Annotated in this window: 14 protein-coding genes; 11 read left to right on the forward strand and 3 right to left on the reverse strand. The window is 39.9% G+C overall.

Annotation, left to right across the window (positions count from 1 at the left end; genetic code table 11):
* The first annotated feature begins 103 nt into the window (after positions 1–103).
* Entirely contained in the window at positions 104–1,231 is a 1,128-nt protein-coding gene (locus tag I6N96_RS19320) for an N-acetyldiaminopimelate deacetylase (RefSeq protein WP_209559202.1), read from the forward strand.
* 75 nt (positions 1,232–1,306) lie between these two features.
* Here the strand turns inward: I6N96_RS19320 and I6N96_RS19325 are convergent, their stop codons facing one another.
* The gene (locus I6N96_RS19325; RefSeq protein ID WP_209559203.1) at positions 1,307–2,239 is read right to left on the reverse strand and encodes a mechanosensitive ion channel family protein; all 933 of its coding nucleotides are present in this window, start codon (positions 2,237–2,239) and stop codon (positions 1,307–1,309) included.
* A 154-nt stretch (positions 2,240–2,393) separates the two neighbouring features.
* On the opposite strand from I6N96_RS19325, the gene I6N96_RS19330 reads away from it, so the two are divergent.
* Complete coding sequence (locus tag I6N96_RS19330; protein ID WP_209559204.1) at positions 2,394–3,401, forward strand: branched-chain amino acid aminotransferase; 1,008 nt, start codon at positions 2,394–2,396, stop codon at positions 3,399–3,401.
* 186 nt (positions 3,402–3,587) lie between these two features.
* Entirely contained in the window at positions 3,588–4,412 is an 825-nt protein-coding gene (locus I6N96_RS19335; RefSeq protein WP_209559205.1) for an aldo/keto reductase, read from the forward strand.
* 188 nt (positions 4,413–4,600) lie between these two features.
* Here I6N96_RS19335 and I6N96_RS19340 read toward each other — a convergent pair whose 3' ends face one another.
* Positions 4,601–5,323: a gamma-glutamyl-gamma-aminobutyrate hydrolase family protein gene (locus I6N96_RS19340; RefSeq protein WP_209559206.1), complete on the reverse strand. Its 723-nt coding sequence runs from the start codon at positions 5,321–5,323 to the stop codon at positions 4,601–4,603.
* 587 nt (positions 5,324–5,910) lie between these two features.
* On the reverse strand, positions 5,911–6,288 hold the full coding sequence (gene gloA / locus I6N96_RS19345; protein ID WP_209559207.1) for a lactoylglutathione lyase: 378 nt from the start codon (positions 6,286–6,288) through the stop codon (positions 5,911–5,913).
* Positions 6,289–6,620: 332 nt separating this feature from the next.
* Here gloA and I6N96_RS19350 point away from each other — a divergent pair, with 332 nt between their 5' ends.
* The 8 genes from I6N96_RS19350 to I6N96_RS19385 all read left to right on the forward strand — a co-directional run bounded on the left by I6N96_RS19350 (position 6,621) and on the right by I6N96_RS19385 (position 14,705).
* Positions 6,621–7,070 (forward strand): NUDIX hydrolase, encoded by a 450-nt coding sequence (locus I6N96_RS19350; RefSeq protein ID WP_209559208.1) that lies wholly within the window; start codon positions 6,621–6,623, stop codon positions 7,068–7,070.
* Between the two features lie 482 nt (positions 7,071–7,552).
* A complete protein-coding gene (locus I6N96_RS19355; RefSeq protein WP_209559209.1) occupies positions 7,553–8,020 on the forward strand; it encodes a PTS sugar transporter subunit IIA in 468 nt (155 codons plus the stop codon).
* The gene (locus tag I6N96_RS19360; RefSeq protein ID WP_209559210.1) at positions 8,013–8,294 is read left to right on the forward strand and encodes a PTS sugar transporter subunit IIB; all 282 of its coding nucleotides are present in this window, start codon (positions 8,013–8,015) and stop codon (positions 8,292–8,294) included. The genes I6N96_RS19355 and I6N96_RS19360 overlap by 8 nt, the downstream gene beginning before the upstream one ends.
* 663 nt (positions 8,295–8,957) lie before the next feature.
* On the forward strand, positions 8,958–10,220 hold the full coding sequence (gene ulaA, locus I6N96_RS19365) for a PTS ascorbate transporter subunit IIC (RefSeq protein WP_209559211.1): 1,263 nt from the start codon (positions 8,958–8,960) through the stop codon (positions 10,218–10,220).
* Positions 10,221–10,370: 150 nt separating this feature from the next.
* Positions 10,371–10,970 carry an SIS domain-containing protein gene (locus tag I6N96_RS19370; protein WP_209559212.1) on the forward strand — a complete coding sequence of 200 codons (600 nt, stop codon included), beginning with the start codon at positions 10,371–10,373 and terminating at the stop codon, positions 10,968–10,970.
* Between the two features lie 24 nt (positions 10,971–10,994).
* On the forward strand, positions 10,995–11,870 hold the full coding sequence (gene dapA, locus I6N96_RS19375) for a 4-hydroxy-tetrahydrodipicolinate synthase (protein WP_245187069.1): 876 nt from the start codon (positions 10,995–10,997) through the stop codon (positions 11,868–11,870).
* A 25-nt stretch (positions 11,871–11,895) separates the two neighbouring features.
* The gene (locus tag I6N96_RS19380) at positions 11,896–12,516 is read left to right on the forward strand and encodes a beta/alpha barrel domain-containing protein (RefSeq protein WP_209559214.1); all 621 of its coding nucleotides are present in this window, start codon (positions 11,896–11,898) and stop codon (positions 12,514–12,516) included.
* Positions 12,517–12,632: 116 nt separating this feature from the next.
* Positions 12,633–14,705 (forward strand): BglG family transcription antiterminator, encoded by a 2,073-nt coding sequence (locus I6N96_RS19385; RefSeq protein WP_245187064.1) that lies wholly within the window; start codon positions 12,633–12,635, stop codon positions 14,703–14,705.
* The last annotated feature ends 128 nt before the right edge of the window (positions 14,706–14,833 follow it).

The raw sequence follows: 14,833 nt of genomic DNA on the forward strand, positions 1-14,833 counted from the left end.
AGTGGGAGTAGAGGTATTTCTCTTTTGTTGCCGGCTGTTCTCTTCTTGGTTTTTATTGTCGTTTATTTTGACAACGTGTAAAGTAGAATGGGAGACTGCAGCAATGATACAAGAAAGACTGAGTGAAATAAGAAGAGCGCTTCATCAAATTCCTGAAATTGGTTTGGAAGAAGTAAAAACACAGAGTTATCTTCTTGATGAAATCGAAAGAATCAAGAAAGACTATATGGAAATAAGATGTTGGCAAACAGGTACTCTGGTATTTGTTAAAGGGAGTGAGCCAAGGAAAACAATAGGCTGGCGTGCAGACATCGATGGGCTGCCAATCACGGAAGAAGTAGAAACAGGATTTAAATCTGTCCATGAAGGGAAAATGCATGCATGTGGTCATGATTTCCATATGACGATTGGCTTAGGCTTGCTGGAGAAACTTTCTGAAGAACAACCAAAGAACAATTATCTTTTTCTGTTTCAGCCTGCAGAAGAAAATGAAGCAGGCGGTATGCTGATGTATGAACATGGCGTTTTTGGTGATTGGCTGCCGGATGAGTTCTATGCTTTACATGTCAATCCGGATTTGCCTGTAGGCAAGATCACAACACGTCCTGGGACACTGTTTGCTGCAACCTGCGAGGTACGTCTTCACTTCAAGGGAAAAAGCGGACATGCTGCTTTTCCAAACGAATCTAATGATATGATCATTGCGGCTGTCAACTTTGTTCAGGAGGCGCAAACAATCATTAGTAGAAATGTGAACCCAGTTGAAGGCGGCGTTGTGACCTTTGGTACCTTCAATGCAGGATCAGCGAATAATGTCATCGCAGGTGAGGCGAGGGTAACCGGTACGATTCGTACGTTGACTGAAGAAACAAATCAGCTGACACAGAGAAGAATCAGGGAGCTGGCAAAAGGTATCAGCTATTCCTTCAACTGTGAAGTCGATGTTGTGCTGGATCAAAAAGGGTATTTACCAGTAATCAATAATAAAGAAACGACAGAAGGATTTATCCGATTCATGGAAGAAAATCCTGCAGTTGTTTTTGAAGAAGCACCAGTCGCGATGACAGGGGAGGATTTCGGTTACCTACTTTCTAAAGTTTCCGGAACGATGTTTTGGCTGGGTGTTGATAGTCCCTATGGTCTTCATTCAGAAAAGTTTGATCCTGATGAAGCGGCATTATCATTTGCCGTTGAACATGTAGGAGATTTTTTGAAAAAATTGGATAAATAGAAATATAGCCTTCTTATACAGTGTGATTCTCAGCATCACGTTGTATAAGAAGGCTATTTCTTTATTTTTTGTTCATTAAAGCTTAGTTATCGGTGTATTAGGAATCGTAAATCCTTCAGCAGATAGAGCTGTTACGGATTGTGCTAGAAAATCTTCCTTGACTACAGCTTGTTTACCGTTCAATACATACATCGTTGTACGAATAGCGAAGTTTCCATTTCCTAAATCGACCATCCCAAAAACGGTTGGGCCGCTTTGGATGTCTTCCTTGTGCTTCTCAGCTAATCGTTGGTTGACATCAGAAATGATTTCCTGAATTTTTTCAATACCTTCTTCGGGAACAATACGAATATCAACAATAACCTGAATATTCGAACGGGAAAGATTGCTGATTGTTGTGATATTTCTGTTGGGAATGAAATGAACCGTTCCGTCCAGAGACTTCAACTGTGTTGTTCGCAAGCCAATTGATGTAACAGTCCCCTCGATATTCAAGGCAAGCAGTCGAATATAATCGCCAACATCCATTTGCTGTTCAAGAATAATGAAGAATCCGGTAATAATATCATTCATGAAGCCTTGTGCACCTAAACCAATGGCAACACCGGCAATCCCTGCACCGGCAAGAAGAGAGCCAATCGGCACACCTAAGACACTCAATAGAGAGTATAAAAAGAAAAAGAATAAGGTATACTGAAACGCATTCCTTGTCAGCAGATGCAGTGTACTTACACGGCTGTCACTAATGGTTTGTCGTTTGCTGATTTGGGTTTTGTATAGATGGTTGATTACTGCCTTACCAATTCTATTGATCACTGCAAACAACAGAAATAAAAATAGAAGATAAATTACTTTTTCAATGATTGTTGTTGTGATCTGATCCCAGTTGATCGATTGCCAATACCGTTGAAAGGCATTCACTTTTTTTACTGTTTCCTGTGTCAAGTCGCCTACAGAAGAATCAAGCGTTGACTCTATAGTCGTTGTTGACTGTTGTAACAAAAACATACATAATCACCCTTTTAGAACATTTCCTTTATTTTACCTAAAAAGAACGATTCTAGCTAGTTTTCTCTATCTACGACTAAAAATTTTCAAAAAATTCTAACAACTTAATAAATATTGTGGTACAATAATCTGAAAAATGAAGGGGGATTATACGATGATCAATTGGGATAATTTAGGTTTTACGTATATAAAAACACCTTACCGCTATCTGTCAATTTGGAAAGACGGCGAATGGGATGAAGGGGTATTGACTGAGGATAATACTCTGCATATACATGAAGGGTCTGCTGCACTACACTATGGACAGCAGAGTTTTGAAGGCTTGAAGGCGTATCGCTGTAAAGACGGCTCAATCAACCTCTTTCGGGTAGAGGAAAATTCAAGAAGAATGAACCGTAGTGCTGAACGTCTGCTGATGGCCAAAGTGCCGGAAGAAAAATTTATCAACGCAGTAAAAGAAGTAGTAAAGGCTAACGAAGAATATGTACCGCCTTATGGTAGTGGTGCAACATTATATATCCGCCCCTTATTGATTGGGATAGGCGAGGGAATTGGTGTAAGTCCTGCACCGGAATATTTATTTACAGTATTCTGCATGCCTGTTGGTGCTTATTTTAAAGGCGGCTTAACGCCAACGAACTTTATTGTTTCAGAATATGATCGTGCTGCACCTCAGGGAACAGGGGCAGTCAAGGTTGGCGGAAATTATGCAGCCAGCTTATATCCAGGACAAGAAGCGCATGAAAGGAAATTCTCTGATTGCATTTACCTTGATCCTGAAACACATACAAAGATTGAAGAGGTTGGTTCTGCGAACTTCTTCGGTATCACAAAGGATAATCGTTTCGTTACACCGTTGTCTCCCTCTATTTTGCCAAGTATTACTAAATACTCGCTCCTGCATTTAGCAGAACATCGATTAGGAATGGAAGTGCAAGAAGGCGATGTATTTCTTGATGAGCTGAATGAGTATACTGAGGCTGGAGCCTGTGGGACTGCAGCAGTTATTTCACCCATTGGAGGGATTCAGACCTTCGACTCCTTCCATGTGTTTTATAGTGAAACAGAGGTTGGACCAGTAACACAACGCCTTTATGATGAGCTGACAGGTATTCAATTCGGTGATGTTGAAGCGCCGGAAGGCTGGATTCAAAAAGTATAGAAATGAGATCGACAAGCTGATTGAAGCTTGTCGGTCTTTTTGTAATCATGGTATTATGAAAATTTGCAACTGAAAAAAGTGAAATAATCACTCAATTATGATAGAGCAAACAATTTTTTTTAACGAATGACTATTTTGGCGTATAATGAAGGAGTAATGAATTTCCGGAAAGGGTGAAATTGTACAATGGCTTTTGAAAAGACAAAAAAATTAGCAAATGGTAATGAGATTCCCCGATTAGGATTAGGTGTCTGGCGGGTAGAAGATGGCGATCAAGTCATCGATTCCGTAAAGTGGGCATTGCAGGCTGGTTATCGCTTGATCGATACGGCGGCAGTTTATAAAAATGAAGAAGGTGTAGGCGAAGGGATTCGTCAATCCGGCGTGCCGAGAGAAGAGATATTTGTCACAACAAAACTTTGGAATGACGATCAAGGGTATGAATCTGCATTGACAGCCTTTGACAAGAGTTTGAGAAAGCTTGGCTTGGACTATGTTGACCTTTATTTGATCCACTGGCCGGTTAAAGGTAAGTATAAGGATTCTTGGAGAGCAATGGAAGAAATCTATGCTGACGGTCGTGCAAAAGCAATTGGTGTGTCTAATTTCCACCAGCATCATATTGAAGACTTATTAACGACTGCTAAGATTAAGCCGATGGTCGACCAAATTGAAATCCATCCAACTTTAGCTCAAGAGCCGTTACGAGCATATTTGAAACAGGAAGGTATCGCAGTTGAAGCTTGGTCTCCATTAGGACAAGGGACAATCTTAAATAATCCTGTTTTGGTTGAGCTTGGTAAAAAATATGGAAAAACTGCTGCTCAAGTTATTATTCGCTGGCATCTTCAAAATGATATCATCGTTATTCCTAAATCTGTGCATGAAGAACGGATCAAAGAAAATTTTGATGTATTTGATTTTGAATTAAGTGATGAAGATATTAATAAAATCAATCAGCTGAACAGCAATGAACGTCTAGGTTCTAACCCTGACAGCTTTGACTTTTAGTCAATAAAAAGAGAGTGGGACAATAATCTGTTGCCACTCTTTTCCATACCCTAAATCCGAATAAACGGCGAGTCAGAAGTAGCTCCTACGACAATAAGCCGGAATTCAACAAAAATTTGTGAAACAATTTTCGTGAATTCCGGCTTATTGCTTGTAGCTAAACACTTCTGTCTCAGCCTCTTTTTATATTAAAGCTGATTTACAAAAAAGTGAAACAGTTCAAACTCTGTTGTATCCTTATGAAAATTCAATTCAGGGTGCCACTGCACACCTAGCAATCGTTGCTCAGGATTCTTAGATTCAACACCTTCAACGAGTCCATCGGTTGAATGGGCTGTGGCAGTCAACTGTGTGGAAAGTCTTCTAATTGCCTGATGGTGGTAGGAGTTTACCTGATAGGTTGAACCAAACAAGCGATTTAAAATGCTATTATCTTCGGTATAGATAGAGTGGGTAGGAAATTCTGGAGAAGTCGGCTGCTGTCCATGCTTGACCTTCCATTCAGAATATAGAGAAAGATCTTGGTATAGTGTGCCTTCTAAAGCCACATTCAGCAATTGCATTCCCCGACATACAGCAAACACAGGTTTACTCTGCTTGATTGCTTCTTCAATCAGTGCAAGTTCAAATTCATCTCGGTTTCTATTTGTTTCTTCAAGCTTTGGATGCGGCTCTTCTCCGTAAAAGTAAGGAGTCACATCTTGTCCGCCAGCAAGAAGCAGCTTATCTATTTGGCTGATATAATCAGCAGCTGTGTCAGGATTACCGATAGGAATAATCCACGGCAGACCGCCTGCCTGTTGAACCGCAGTTACAAAACCTTGCGGCGTATAAGAAATTTGGTTGCCATGAAACGCTTCAACTGCATGAATCAGCTGATTTCCGGCAATCCCAATAATTGGTTTAGACATATTATTCCCCCTTATTCTTTTTATGACTCTAATCAATATGAAACTGGACCAAAAGCGGGCTACTCCGAGAATTAACAAGGAATATACGAAAATTGTCAAGAAACACTATTCTTTCCATGAATAGCTGTTGATTGATACCCCCTTGGTGCTTTCCATATTTCCAATATCCAAGTGAGTACTTTGCCATATCCGCTCTACTAAAAGTAGTCGCTGTGTGGTAAAGCAATTTCGGCTTAATTCCAAAGGAGCAGCTTTTGGCTCGCCGTTTATTCGTGTTTAGAGTGTAAGATGATTTTTATTTTGACTATTGTCTCATGCTCTGTTCTGTTTCGTAATGTTTTCTCTAAAAAGTTAAAATCTGTTCTTATTTTAGCATTTATTTCTTTATAAGCTATAGATATGCTTCGTTTATTAAACGAAGCATATAAAAAGAGGTCAGTGCCGAAGTGTTTAGCTGCAAGCGCCAAGACGAGATTCACAAAAAAGGTGTCTACGATTCTTGCTGTACGCCACAGCTTCTTTGGATTTAAAGAGTAGAAAAGTGTGGGACAATAATCTGTTCCCACACTTTCTGAAGTTTTTGCAAATTAGTATTTTGTACGAATAACTTCAACTTTGTAACCATCTGGATCAGTAATAAAATAATACGATGGCGGTGTTCCAGGTAAGCCTTTCATGTCGGTAACATTAAAACCGGCATTTTTTTGTTTTTCATGTAGATTTTCGATTTCATCAGTGCTGATAGCAATGTGTCCATAACCGTTTCCAAGGTCATAGCCTTCATGGTCGTAGTTATAAGTCAGCTCCAGCTCATAATCGTCACCTGGTAAAGTCAGGTACACTAGAGTAAATTTATGTTCAGGAAAATCTCTTCTGCGGCTTTCTTCAAAACCAAAAGCATTCTGATAAAAAGTCAATGAAGCCTCTAAATCTTTTACACGTACACAAGTGTGTGCCATTTTCATTTGTAAATCATCCTTTCATTCTGTCCTCATATAAGAACATCATTCCATTCAATACTAGCATAGTCAGATAGAAATGATAAGTATTTTGTGTTGGGAAAATGAGTGGAGACAGGCTGTCAATTGATTCACAGCTTCTTCCTGCAACGCTGAAGTTCTTGAATAAGGCAAAAACTGATGATAGAAAAGGAAGTGCTAAAACAAGAACGATAAGAATTTACTTGAAACAGTTTGTTTATCAGCTCAATTAACGCAAAAGCAGCAACGTTTCTTTTTATACTTGTTTATTAGAATGTTCTCATGTAAAATTAAAGAGATTTAAAGGAGTTGTTCATATGGAAATCCCTACTTTTGGAGAAAAATTGACCCAGAGGGAGTATAAAAAAAGATTAGGTGCATATATTATCGTAACTAGAAATGAGTCGCGGGAACTAGTATTGGTTCAAGCTCCCAACGGCGCATATTTTCTTCCAGGGGGAGAAATAGAAAATGAAGAGACGAAGGAACAAGCAATCGATCGGGAAATGATTGAAGAGCTGGGAATAGAAGTTGTGATCGATTCTTATTTAGGTCAGGCGGATGAGTATTTTCATTCCCGACATCGGGCAACAGATTACCATAATCCTGGCTACTTTTTTTCTGCAGCAAGCTGGACACAAGTTTGCGAGCCTCTTGAAAAATGTAATACGATTCGTTGGGTAAGCATTGACGAAGGAATCGAATTGCTTAAGAGGGGAAGTCATAAGTGGGCTGTCCGAAAATGGCAGAAAGAGTTGAAGGTGTGATACAGAAGTACACGATACAGATACTTGGAAAAGTAGACATTTATCCATGAATGGGTAAGTGTCTTTTTCCTTTTTTCTCTAACCATTGTACAGAGCTGGCAGCTAAACTGCTGACAGATGCCGTTCTGCAGTGTGGAGAGTACAATGATTTGCAGAAAAAAATCTGAAAAAATGAAAAGAAACTGGAAACAACCTGAGTTCTGATTGGTTGCTGGCTCAACACAAAAACATTTGGCGTATGCAATCTAGGTATGTAGTGAAATTTAGTCACATTTTTTTATCATTCTTTTATATTAAGACCACAATTGCCGATTTTTTGGCTAAATTGGGTCTTTTTTTACTTATTCATGGAACACTGTTTGTAGGAGATGCTTACAAAATTAGCTGTCAAATCCGTTTGTAAATGCTTTCTTTCCGTAATATAGTTTAATTAGAAACAAACAAGTCGTACGCTTGAGTATCTATGAAAGAGGTGTTGCATATTGTTAAGCGAAATGATCAATGAAGAATTTATTCAACTAAATATAGAGGTAAATGACTGGGAAGAGGCAGTCAGACAATCCGCAGGCCCTCTGATAAAAGGAGGAAAAATCACCGAAGGCTATGTGGATAAAATCATAGAAATTGCCCGTGATACTGGACCCTATATTGTAATCACAAAGCATGTGGCACTTCCTCACGCCCCTTCAGAATTTGGAGCATTGGATTTGGCAATGGGAATCACAACATTGAAAAAACCTATTGTATTTGGCAATCAAGCCAATGATCCTGTAAAGTATCTATTTTGTATGAGTGCGACCGACAGCGAAGCTCATCTTGAATCAATGGCTGAATTGGTCGATTTCTTAAGTAATGAAAGCTTTTATCATCTATTGGATTCAGCTAAATCAGCTGGTGAAATCTTAACGTATATCAAAAATATTGAACAAGGAGGAGACATCAATGCATAAAGCACTTATTGCCTGCCGTGCCGGAGTAGGCTCAAGTTTAATGTTGAAAATCAAGACTGAACAAGTCATAAAAGAAAATCAATTTCCAATCGAGGTAGAACATTCTTCCCTTGATGCTGTTCACGGATTTGATGGAGATCTACTGATCACATTATCAGATGTAGCTGAAGAATTAAGTACCAAAGGATTAAAGCAGACGATTATTGGCATAAACAATATCGTTGATAAAAATGAAATCCAAACAAAACTAGAAGCATTTCTTGAACAAGGCTAGAACAGAAAAAAGAGCGCCATTTCCCTTTTATCAAGAATACTAGGGAAATGGACATTGAACCACTGAAATAGAGAAACTGTAAAGTTACTTGAACAGTTTCTACAGAAAATCAAAGGAGAGTCTCTACTCTTGCACAGAAAAGAACCTAGAAGTAGAGGACATCGGACCTCCAAAATAGAGAAATGAGCCAGTTACCTGGCACGTTTCTACAAAAAATCAAAGGAGAGCCTCTACTCTTGCACAGAAAAGAACCTAGAAGTAGAGGACATCGGACCTCCAAAATAAAGAAATGAGCCAGTTACCTGGCACGTTTCTACAATAATGGAAAAGGAGAGCCTCTACTCTTGCACAAACAAGAACCTAGAAGTAGAGGACATCGGACCTCCAAAATAAAGAAATGAGCCAGTTACCTGGCACGTTTCTACAAAAATTCAAAGGAGAGCCTTTACTCTTGCACAAACAAGAACCTAGAAGTAGAGGACATCGAACCTCCAAAATAAAGAAATGAGCCAGTTACCTGGCACATTTCTACAAAAAATCAAAGGAGAGCCTCTACTCTTGCGCAAACAAGAACCTAGAAGTAGAGGACATCGGACCTCCAAAATAAAGAAATGAGCCAGTTACCTGGCACGTTTCTACAAAAATTCAAAGGAGTTGAATAGTGTGGATTTTATTATTAGTTTTTTAAGTACCCCCGCAGTTTTATTGGGGATTGTAGCTCTTATAGGATTAGTTGCTCAGCGTAAAACTGGTACAGAGGTTTTGACAGGAACATTTAAAACGATTATTGGTTTTATGGTTTTTAGTGCCGGCGGGAGTTTGATGACTGGTGCGTTACAGAACTTTAATAAGCTGTTTCAAACAGGATTCAATATCGTTGGAGTAGTTGCTTCTCCGGAGGCGGCGACTGCGATGGCGCAGGATCAATACGCTTTAGTTACCTCCTGTACACTGATTCTCGGTTTTGTAATGAACTTGGTTTTTGCCAGGATCACACCAATGAAAAATATCTTTTTTACTACAGGACACAGCCTGTTCTTTGCCTGTGTATTGTCTCTAATCCTTAAATCACATGGGATTTCAGATATTGCAGCGATTATTGCCGGTGGTTTGATTTTAGGCTTCTGCTCAGCAGCGTTGCCTCAATTATGTCAACCATTTATGCGGAAAATCACAGGAAGTGATGATGCAGCAATTGGTCACTTTAATATGATTGGTTATTCCTTATCTGGATATATCGGAAAATTGTTCAGCAAGCATGAAGACAAGAGTACAGAACATATCAACTTCCCTAAATGGTTGTCATTTTTTAGAGATTTTCTAATGGGCGTAGCTGTTATCATGCTGATTTTGTTTTATGTATCTGCATTAAAAGCAGGTCGTGATGTGACTCAAGAGCTTGCGGGGACAACCCATTGGCTGGTTTTCCCAATGATTCAAGCATTTACGTTTACAGCTGGAATGTCTATCTTGATGACAGGGGTTCGTATGTTCCTTGCTGAAATTACAGCGGCCTTTGTATCGATCTCAGAGAAATTCATTCCGAATTCACGTCCTGCATTGGATGTTCCTACAGTGTTTCCTTACGCACCAACAGCAGTTATCGTAGGGTTTTTATCTTCATATGCAGCAGGACTTTTGGGTGTAGCCATCATGGTCATCTTTAAGTTTCCGGTAGTCATTATTCCGGCTGCGCATATCTGTTTCTTCTCCGGTGGTACTGCCGGTGTGTTCGGGAACTCGACAGGAGGCTGGCGTGGAGCTGTTGTTGGTTCATTTGTCATTGGTCTGCTGCTTGCTTTTCTACCGACAGTTCTTTATCCGGTATACGGCAGCATGGGCTTGGAAGGATCGACCTTCCCGAATATTGATTACAATGTAATTGGTATCTTACTTGAGAAAATTCTGGGCTTGTTCTCTTTTTAAAAATTTGAGTTCATAGTCAAACAGGTTTCATTCCCAAAGTACTTCAAAAACATTGAGGCTGGATAATGTAGTTATAGATTGTTTGTTCATTCGTGAAATAATGATTTCTACTGCTGCTTTTTCAGCCTCTTTAGTGAAGGAGAAATATAGATGGATCAAACACTAAAGAGTTTTTTTGATACAACCTTTGAAGAGATACAGCGATTTATGGAGGCAGTTTCGATAGAGCAGCTTCATCTTGCAAAGGACATGATTATTGACGCAGAGAAAAAGGGCGGAAGGGTTCATATTACAGGAATTGGGAAGCCAGGTCATGTGGCGGAATATGTTGCTTCTCTGTTTTCCTCAGTAGGAACACCGGCTTATTTTTTGGACGGGACAGAAGCAATCCATGGATCATCAGGTCAGGTATTGCCTAATGATGTCGTCATTTCTATATCAAATAGTGGTGAAACGGAAGAATTAAAAAAGACGATCGTAACACTGAGGAATAACGGCGCAAAAATAATTTCTGTTACTGGTGGAGAACAGTCTTGGTTGTCGAAGAACAGCGATTGCGTCTTGTTTGCAAAGGTCGAACAAGAAGGTGATACATTGAATAAGCCTCCAAGAGCCTCGATCATTGTGGAGGTGTTTGTTCTACAGTCTTTAAGTATCTTGCTTCAGGAAGAAAAAAAACTAACTCTGAAGGAATATGTCCAATGGCATCCTGGTGGAACACTAGGTAAATCCTTAGTTTCGGAACAATAATGAAAAGGAGGGAACAGATTGGAAATGAATGGAATCATTACAGCGATGGTCACTCCTTTTAACGCTAGAGGAGAAATCAATAAACAGGCTACAAAGGACTTGATTCGTTACCTGCTGGAAAAAAAGATCGATGGGCTGTTTATCTTAGGAACAAATGGAGAGTTTCATGTTCTGGAAGAGAAAGAGAAATTGTCGTTTGCACAGCTGGTGATTGACGAAGTAAGCGGACAGGTTCCTGTATATGTGGGAAGTGGAGGGAACAGTACGAAGCAGGTTGTTACACTTTCTAAGCAAATGACCGAACTGGGGGCTGATGCGCTATCAGTTATTTCCCCTTACTTTGTTCCGCCGACAGAGCATGAGCTAGTAGCTCATTATACAACGATTGCTGATGCTGTCACTATTCCGGTGTTGATGTACAATATTCCCAAAAATACCGGAGTAAATATCAGTAAAGAAGCGGTGACAGTGCTAGCTAGACATGAGAATATTGCTGGGATCAAGGATAGCAGCGGTAAGCTGGAGAATATGGTGAGCTATATTCATGCGGCTGAAGGACAATCATTCAATGTTTTATCAGGTTCAGACTCGTTGATTCTATCAGGTCTGAAGGCAGGAGCTACAGGAGCGGTTGCGGCCACATCGAATGCACTACCTGAAATTGATCGGGCAATCTATCAGTTATGGTTAGAGGGAAATTTGAAAGAAGCCGAAGCAATGCAGCAAAGTATTGAACCATTCAGAGCAATATTGAAGCTGGGAACTATTCCATCAGTCTTGAAGGCAGCAGTTGGTTGGAGAGGGATCGATGTCGGCTCTGCCAGACTACCGGTTCAACCATTATCCCCTGCTTCTTTGCAACAGGTTGAGGCAATTATGAAGGAGCACTATGCTCGGTAAGTAGGAACGATGAAAGGAGAAACAAATGTATCGAAATACAATTATAAATCGTATAGTAGAAACGAAAATAATGGCGATTGTCCGAGTGGAAACAGTTGAAAGAGCAATGGAAATTGCTGAAGGCTGCTTAGCAGGAGGAGTGGATTGCTTAGAAATCAGCTATACTTTGCCAAATGCCGGTGAAGTCATTTCAGCACTAAATAAGCAGTATGGAGATCGATTGGTGATTGGTGCAGGTACAGTTTTAGATAGTGAAACAGCCAGATTGGCAATACTGGCAGGTGCAAAATTCGTGATTGCTCCAAACTACAAAGAAGAGGTCTGCCGACTATGTAATAGATATCAAATTCCCTACATGCCGGGATGTACGAGTATGACAGAGATGATAGAGGCAATGGAAGCTGGAGCCGCAATGATCAAGGCGTTTCCGATTTCCGGCTATTACGGACCAGGCTTAGTGCCAACCTTGAAAACACCATTGCCTTATATGCCGATATTGTCTTCTGGCGGTGTTACTTTGAAAAATGTCGGAACATGGGCAGATACAGCAATTGATTGTATCGGAGTAGGAAGTCTTTTGACCAAGGGGACAACAGAAGAAATAACGGAAAATGCAAGACAGCTGAAATCAGCTTTTTCCGCTTGATTAGAGATTCGATCCGTCGAAAGAACAGCTGGTTTTCCGACGGATCAAATCTACTGTAGATTTTCATGAGTTCTCTGCTTATAATGAACAAAATGGATCAAGGGGAGGTGACAGGAATGATCAGTGATGAACGTGGTAGAAAAGTCATAAACTATTTACTTGAGCGTCCGATTCATAACATAGAGGAGCTGGAATTGCAGACAAAGCTAACAAGAAGGCAGTTGGAATATTCGCTGGATAAAATCAATGAATGGTTGAACGACAACGGGGAGCCGCTTCTTAAAGTCGAAAATAACCGGGTCGTTGTCTCAGAGAAAACCAGAGAGCAGTTCTTTGTCCAACTCGAAAAGAAAGTTCCTATAAAAAATTACTGGATGAACAGTGAGGAACGAATCAAATACTTATTTTTACTATTGTTTTATTTTTATGACGACTATTTTTCAGTCAATCATTTTGTTGATGCATTTGGTGTTGGAAAAACGACGGTAATCAATGATTTAAAAAAACTGAATATGGAGTTGGAGCAGCAGGCGGTTTCAGTTGTCTATTCAAGAAAAGAAGGGTATCAGCTTGTTGGAGAAGAAGGAAACATTCGCTATTATCTGATGAAAATGATTCTTTGGGATTTTACGGAGCATCAATCTACGTTTATTTATGACCTTTTTATTGAAAAGAATGAGTTGACTGGTTTTCAAGAGACGAAGAAAATTGTTGAAACAATGCTGCAGAAGTATCATATTACGTTTGTAGAAAATCGCCTGACAGAATTTATTTATACCTTTATCTTTTTAAAAAAGAGGATTGCTTCAGAGGTACATATCACAGGAAAGCAGTATAAGGCTGCTGCAATGATCCCGATGAAAGAGTATCAGTTTTCAGAAGAGCTGCTTAAAGCTGACGGCATTTCCAGTCAGGGAGCTATCCTATATGTCTGCTCATGGATACTGGGTCTATCAATTGGGACGCCGGATAAAATGACTAAGGATTATGAAACCATCATGGATCTTGTGGAGCGAATCAGTATGCGTTTTGAAGCGTTGTCCGGTATTCGTTTTTCTAATGAGGAGAAGGCTGTCCGCCAGCTTTATGCACATTTTCGTCCAGCATACTATAGGTTGCTTTTCAAATTGCCTATCATCAACCCGCTATATAGCAAGATAAAAGAAGAATACAGCGAATTATATGATATTGTTGAGGAAGCCTTAAAGCCGATTGCCTCTCTTTTTGAAGAGCCTGTACCGGAAGATGAGATTGCTTTTTTGACCATGCATTTTGCTTCTCTGTGTTCAAGTGCGGAAGACCGTCAGTACCCTAAAAAAGTAGCTTTAGTTGTTTGTCCGAACGGGATCGGCAGTTCATCGATTTTATACACTGAATTGAAGGCATTATTTCCGGAGCTGTCTTTTATCGGACCTGTAGAAACCAATGAGGTAGAGAAGCTGGGTGATTCTTATGACCTGATTTTTTCAACTGTTCCGAATGTTCGTTTGTTTTATACGAAGAAGCTGGTGTATGTTGTCAGCCCAATCATGAGTACAGCGGAGAAATATCGATTGATCAGTGATGTCTATACTCATATCGGTAATTTCAATTTTAAAATTCCTCGTGTGGATAAGCTATTGACGATTATTGATAAATACACGATGATCGAAAATAAATCAGGGCTTGAAAAAGAACTGGCTGATTACCTGATCAAAGGAGAAGAACAGCATACAGAGATGCCGGAGGAAGGACCAGAGCTGTACCGCATCACTGCACCTGACATGATTCAAACAGGTGTAAAGGCTGGGAATTGGGAGGAAGCTATCCGATTATCGGCAGCCCCGTTATTAAAAAATAAGCGTATCAGCCGAGAATATATAGAAACGATGATCCAGACTGCCAAGGATGAAGGACCATACATGGTGATTGCCAAGCATGTGGCACTTCCTCACGCTAGACCGGAGGATGGAGCATTGGATCTGGGCATCAGTATTACAGTACTTGATTTCCCGATTGTTTTTGGCAGCAAGGAGAATGATCCTGTGAAGTACATTTTCTGTTTGTCTGCACCGAAGAATAATCGTCACCTGAATGCGATGGCAGAGTTAGTAAATTTGCTTGATGATCAAGGATTCTATGCATTATTGGATTCAAGTAGAGATCCAAAACAAATTTATGAGTATATCTATGAACAATCAAGGGTGTAGACGAAAAAAAGAGGCTGAGACAGAAGTGTTTAGCTACAAGCAATAAGCCGGAATTCACGAAAATTGTTTCACAAATTTTTGTTGAATTCCGGCTTATTGTCGTAGGAGCTACTTCTGACTCGCCGTTT

The sequence above is a fragment of the Enterococcus larvae genome (assembly GCF_017830045.1).
Taxonomy (GTDB): domain Bacteria; phylum Bacillota; class Bacilli; order Lactobacillales; family Enterococcaceae; genus Enterococcus_L; species Enterococcus_L larvae.